The organism is Pseudomonas sp. AOB-7, from assembly GCF_003696305.1.
Taxonomy (GTDB): Bacteria; Pseudomonadota; Gammaproteobacteria; order Pseudomonadales; family Pseudomonadaceae; genus Aquipseudomonas.
The window spans coordinates 1-4,908 of sequence record NZ_RFFK01000032.1; the positions used below are offsets into that span (position 1 = coordinate 1).

Sequence of the window (4,908 nt, forward strand, 5' to 3'; positions counted from 1 at the left end):
TCAGTGTCCACTCAGCCCGGGACAGACCACTTTCCTGGCCTCAGGCTACTGTCAGCAGCCTGAAGCTAAGGAAAGTGACGATCTACTACAACGGCGGGGTTAAAACGGTCCAAGGCCGCAACCTAAGCAACGGTTTGTCATCTTGAAAACTTAACGTAGGCACATACATGCGAAAGAACACACCTGACCGTTTCACGGTACAAAAAACAGTACACTGGCGGTACAGTGCCCAGCTTTTACAGATTTCGCTAAATTACGCTTAACCCCTCTACAACGCTGCTTTCAGCTAACTGTACCTACGACAAGCTACGCACGATTTCACTGGGCTTGCAGCGTTTCTGGGCAACTCATAATCCTTTGGTCCACGGTCCGAGTCCGTGTAGGCCCACCACTCAACTAGAGAACGCAGGCCAGCCTTCGGGCTGGCCTTTTTCCTAACAAGAGCGTTTGCATTCCCCCAGCCCTCCACTCACAACCGCAGATCGAACTTATCCAGCAGCAACTCCCCCGGCAGATCGCCGCTGACCAGCTGGTTGCGCCCGCGCGCCTTGCCGCTGTACAGGCGGCGGTCGGCGCTGCGGTAGAGTTCGGCGGCGCTGCGGCCGTCCCTGGGCCAGGCGGCCAGGCCGAAGGTGGCGGACAGGGGGATCGGCTGGCCGTCGTATTGCAGCGGTTGTTCGGCGATCTGCTGGCGCAGGCTTTCCACCAGCGGGTCGGCGCCGGCGCTGTCGGTGTGGCGCAGCAGCAGGCCGAATTCCTCGCCGCCCAGGCGGCCGAGCAGGTCGGTGACGCGCAGGCGCTGCTGGAGGATCTGGCAGATATGCTGCAGCGCCATATCGCCGGCCTCGTGGCCCCAGCGGTCGTTGACCTGCTTGAAGTGGTCGACGTCGAGCAGCACCAGCACCAGTTGCCCGTGGCTGCGTTCGGCCTCCTGGATGCTGAGTTGCAGGGCGTGCTGGAAGCTGCCGCGACTGGCCACGCCGGTCAGCGAGTCGGTCTGCGCCAGGCGCTCCAGCTCTTCGTAGGCCTGCATGCGCAGGCCGTCGTAGATATGCACGAAGAACAGGATCAGCACGCCGCAGAGCGTGGCGTTACCCAGGTCGATCAGCCCGGCGGCGTCCAGCTGCAGGTGGTTATCTTCGAAGTACAGCAACAGCGCCGCCAGCATGAAGGGCGCGGCCAGCACGAAGCCGCGCCGCTTGCCCAGCAGCAGGTAGGCCAGCAGTGGGATCATGTAGACCCAGACGAAGGCCGCGGACGAGGCGTCCGGCATGACGATGATGTAGAGGATGAAGGCGAAGGTGGGGATCAGGTAGAGGTAGACCCACAGGTCCAGCTGGCGCGCCTGCCCGATGCGCCAGCCGCCGAACAGCAGCAGCACGGTGCAGAGCAGCTCGAGGATGGCGAAGAGGTGGTTGCCGGCCAGCGTCTGCAGCACGGCGAAGCCGCCCAGGGTCAGGCCGGTGGCGAGCAGGATGGTGCGCATCAGCGCGCGCTTGCCGGCTTCGCGCAGTCCCGCGCAGTGCCCCGTCGTCAGCTCCTTGTTGTCGTCTCGCTTGCCATCGACCATCAGTCCGCCCAGCACCGCCGCCCTCGGTGGTGCGCAGCCCCCCGCCGCGCACCCTCCCCTCACTATAGCCGGCAAACGCCGCGGGCTGGCCGGCGCTACACCGCGTAGCCGAGCACGCGCGGCAGCCACAGGGCGATTTCCGGGAAGATCGCCACCAGCAGCAGGGCGCTGGACATCACCACGACGAACAGCGCCGCCCAGCCGACGGTCTGCTCCAGACGGATCTTGGCCACCTCGGCGGTGACCATCAGGTTGATCGCCACCGGCGGGGTGAACTGGCCGATGGCGATGTTCATCGCCAGCAGGATGCCGAACCACACCGGGTTCCAGCCGAAGTGCTGCATCACCGGGATGAGGATCGGCATCAGGATCAGGTAGATGGAGATGGCGTCGAGCAGCATGCCGGCCAGCAGCACGGCGAGCATCACCAGCGCCAGCAGCACCCAGCCGTTGTCCGACAGCGAGATCAGCCACTCGGCCAGGTGGCGGAAGGTGCCGAGCATGGTGCCGGCCCAGGCGAAGATGCCGGCCAGGGCGATGATCAGCATGACCACGCCGGAGATCACCGCCGCCTCGCCGCAGAGCTTCCACAGGCTGCGCCAGTTGAGTTCGCGGGTGAGCAGCAGGCCGACCAGCACGCCGTAGGCCACCCCGGCCACCGCCGCTTCGGTGGGGGTGAACAGGCCGCTGCGCAGGCCGCCGAGGATCAGCACCGGGGCGAACAGCGCCGGCAGCGCCTGCTTGAAGCTCTCGCCCAGCGGCGGCCGCTCGCCCTCCTCCGGTGACTCCCAACCATAACGCCGCGACAGCAGCCAGGCCGGCAGCAGCAGCACCAGGCCGGCGAGGATGCCGGGGAACAGGCCGGCGGCGAACAGCGCGCGCAGGTCCACGCCCGGCACCACGATGGAGTAGAGGATCAGCGCGATGGACGGCGGAATCAGGATCGCGGTGGAGGCGGAGGCGGCGATCAGCGTCGCCGAGAACGGCTTGGGATAGCCGGCCTTGGTCATGCTCGGCAACATCACCATGGCCACCGCCGCGGCATCGGCCGGGCCGGAGCCGCTCATGCCGCCCATGATCAGGCACACCAGCACCGCGACCAGCGCCAGGCCGCCGTGGCGCGGGCCGATCAGCGCCTGGGCGAAACGTACCAGGCGCAGCGCCACCCCGGCCTTCTCGAACACCAGGCCGGTGAGGATGAACAGCGGAATGGCGATCAGCGGGTACTTGGCCACGCCGTTGTAGGTGTTGGTGCCGAGGGTGGCGAGCATGTCCGGCGACAGCCCGGCGATGATGCCGATGGCGCCGGACAGGCCGAGGGCGAAGGCGACCGGCACACCGAGCGCCAGCAGCACGGCGAAACTGAGGATCAGCCAGAGATCAGGGCTCATCGCCGAGCCTCCCGCGCAGGCGGTCGAGGGTCATCTGGCTCAGGCGGACCAACAGCAGCAGCGCCAGGAGCGGCAGCCAGACCACGTACCACCAGTTGGGCAGGCCGAGGCCGGGCGACTCCGAGTCCCACTGGTATTCCTCCCAGGCGAACTGGCCGCCGTACCAGCACACCAGAGCCAGCACCAGCACGCCGGCCAGCCACTGCAGCAGGATCAGCGGCGTACGCAGGCGCGGGAACAGGCGCTCGAGCAGGCCGATGCGGATATGCCGGTTGCTGCGCATGGCCACCGAGGCGCCGGCGAAGGTGAGGATGACCAGCAGGAACACCGAGATTTCCTCGGTGAAGGCGAAGGATGCATCGGTGAAATAACGCACCACCACGTTGGCCAGGCTGATCAGGCTGATGATCACCAGGGCCAGGGTGGCGAGCACGCGCTCCAGCGGCGCGTCGATTGGCTTGTTCATAGGAACCTCGAACGACCGTGTTGGCGTGGTTCAGCGGCGGCTGTTCGCCCTCCCCCCTCGCCCATAAATGGGCGAGGGGAGCGGACCGGTGTCGCGCCACAGACTTCCAGCACCACGCCCCAGAGCCCTGGGACTTGCGGTCAGATAGAACGAATCAGGGCTGGGCCACGGCCTGGCGGGCGGCGTCCATCAGCGCCTCGCCGATACGCGGCGCCCACTTCTCTTGCACGCTGGCGGTGGCTGCGGCGAAGGCGGCACGCTCGGCCTCGCTCAGTTCGATCACCTCCACGCCGCGCTCGCGGATATCGGCCAGGCGCTGGGCCTGGGCGCTGCGCGACAGCTCGATCTCCCACTTGCCGGCGTCGATGGCGGCCTGGCTGAGCAGCTCGCGATCGGCCTCGGGCAGGGCTTTCCATACGCGCTGGTTGACCGCGAAGATCAGCGGGTCGGCCATGTAGTCCCACAGGGTCAGGTACTTCTGCCCGACCTGGTCGATGCGCGCCACGTCGAACACCGACAGCGGGTTCTCCTGGCCGTCCACCGCGCCGGTGGTCAGCGCCGGCTTGGCGTCGGCCCAGCTCATCTGCGTGGGGTTGGCGCCGAGGGCGTTGAAGGTGTCCTGGAACAGCGGCGAGCCGACCACGCGGATCTTCAGGCCGGCCAGGTCGGCCGGGCTGCGCACCGGCTTGGCCGAGTTGGACAGCTGGCGGAAGCCGTTCTCGCCCCAGGCCAGCGGCACGATGCCGCGCTGCTCGATGGCGGCGAAGGCCAGCTTGCCGGCCTCGCCCTGGGTGATGGCGTCGAGGTCGGCGTCGCCCTGCATCAGAAACGGCAGGGAGAACAGGTTGAGCTCCGGCACCTGCGGCGACCAGTTGATGGTCGAGCCCACGGCCATGTCGATCAGCCCGGAGCGCATGGCGGAGAATTCCTTGGTCTGGTCGCCGGCGACCAGCTGCGCATTGGGATAGACGCGCAGGGTGATGCGCCCCGCGGAGCGCTCGTTGACCAGGTCGGCCCACTTCTGCGCGGCCTGGCCCCAGGGGAAGGCGTCGGACAGCACGGTGGAAACGGAGTATTCACGCGCCTGCGCGGTGGCGCACAGGGCGGTCAGCGCGGCGCCGGCGGCCAGCGCGGAGAAGAGTCGCTTGAGTTTCATCGGGGGCGTCCTTGTATGGATCTTGGTCGTTGTCGTTGTGGCACCGCAAAGCGGTGCGGATCCAGCGGTGAGCGGTTGGCTCGCCTGGCGCGCCTGGTCGGCGCGCGAAGGGGACACGGCGGGTGTCACGACTGCCGGGCAGGCCTTGTGGGCGAACGGCAGGGGCCAGCGGGTTACGCTTAGCCGCCTAACTATTCCAGAAGCGCGCGGCGAATGCCATTGTCCGATGTCTGTTAACGTTGCCCGGCCGAACGAGCCCCACCCATAATCGCCGACACCTGATTTCGGACCTTTGCCCATGGCCATTTCCCGCGACGACCTCGAC

At 67.1% G+C, this 4,908-nt stretch carries 4 protein-coding genes; all 4 read right to left on the bottom strand.

Features of this window, described 5'->3' with window-relative positions; genetic code table 11:
- Window positions 1-469: 469 nt before the first annotated feature.
- Window positions 470-1,570 (bottom strand): GGDEF domain-containing protein, encoded by a 1,101-nt coding sequence (locus tag EA796_RS22780; protein ID WP_122110275.1) that lies wholly within the window; start codon window positions 1,568-1,570, stop codon window positions 470-472.
- A gap of 95 nt (window positions 1,571-1,665) precedes the next feature.
- Window positions 1,666-2,961, bottom strand: coding sequence for a TRAP transporter large permease (locus EA796_RS22785; RefSeq protein WP_122110272.1), 1,296 nt, complete (start codon window positions 2,959-2,961; stop codon window positions 1,666-1,668).
- Complete coding sequence (locus tag EA796_RS22790; RefSeq protein ID WP_122110273.1) at window positions 2,951-3,427, bottom strand: TRAP transporter small permease; 477 nt, start codon at window positions 3,425-3,427, stop codon at window positions 2,951-2,953. The genes EA796_RS22785 and EA796_RS22790 overlap by 11 nt, the downstream gene beginning before the upstream one ends.
- Window positions 3,428-3,581: 154 nt before the next feature.
- Window positions 3,582-4,583 carry a DctP family TRAP transporter solute-binding subunit gene (locus EA796_RS22795; protein WP_122110274.1) on the bottom strand — a complete coding sequence of 334 codons (1,002 nt, stop codon included), beginning with the start codon at window positions 4,581-4,583 and terminating at the stop codon, window positions 3,582-3,584.
- Between the last annotated feature and the right edge of the window lie 325 nt (window positions 4,584-4,908).

What these genes read in the sequence shown, in the direction of transcription:
- EA796_RS22780 (WP_122110275.1), bottom strand. Translation starts at nt 1,570, where the DNA reads ATGGTCGATGGCAAGCGAGACGACAACAAGGAGCTGACGACGGGGCAC.
- EA796_RS22785 (WP_122110272.1), bottom strand. Translation starts at nt 2,961, where the DNA reads ATGAGCCCTGATCTCTGGCTGATCCTCAGTTTCGCCGTGCTGCTGGCG.
- EA796_RS22790 (WP_122110273.1), bottom strand. Translation starts at nt 3,427, where the DNA reads ATGAACAAGCCAATCGACGCGCCGCTGGAGCGCGTGCTCGCCACCCTG.
- EA796_RS22795 (WP_122110274.1), bottom strand. Translation starts at nt 4,583, where the DNA reads ATGAAACTCAAGCGACTCTTCTCCGCGCTGGCCGCCGGCGCCGCGCTG.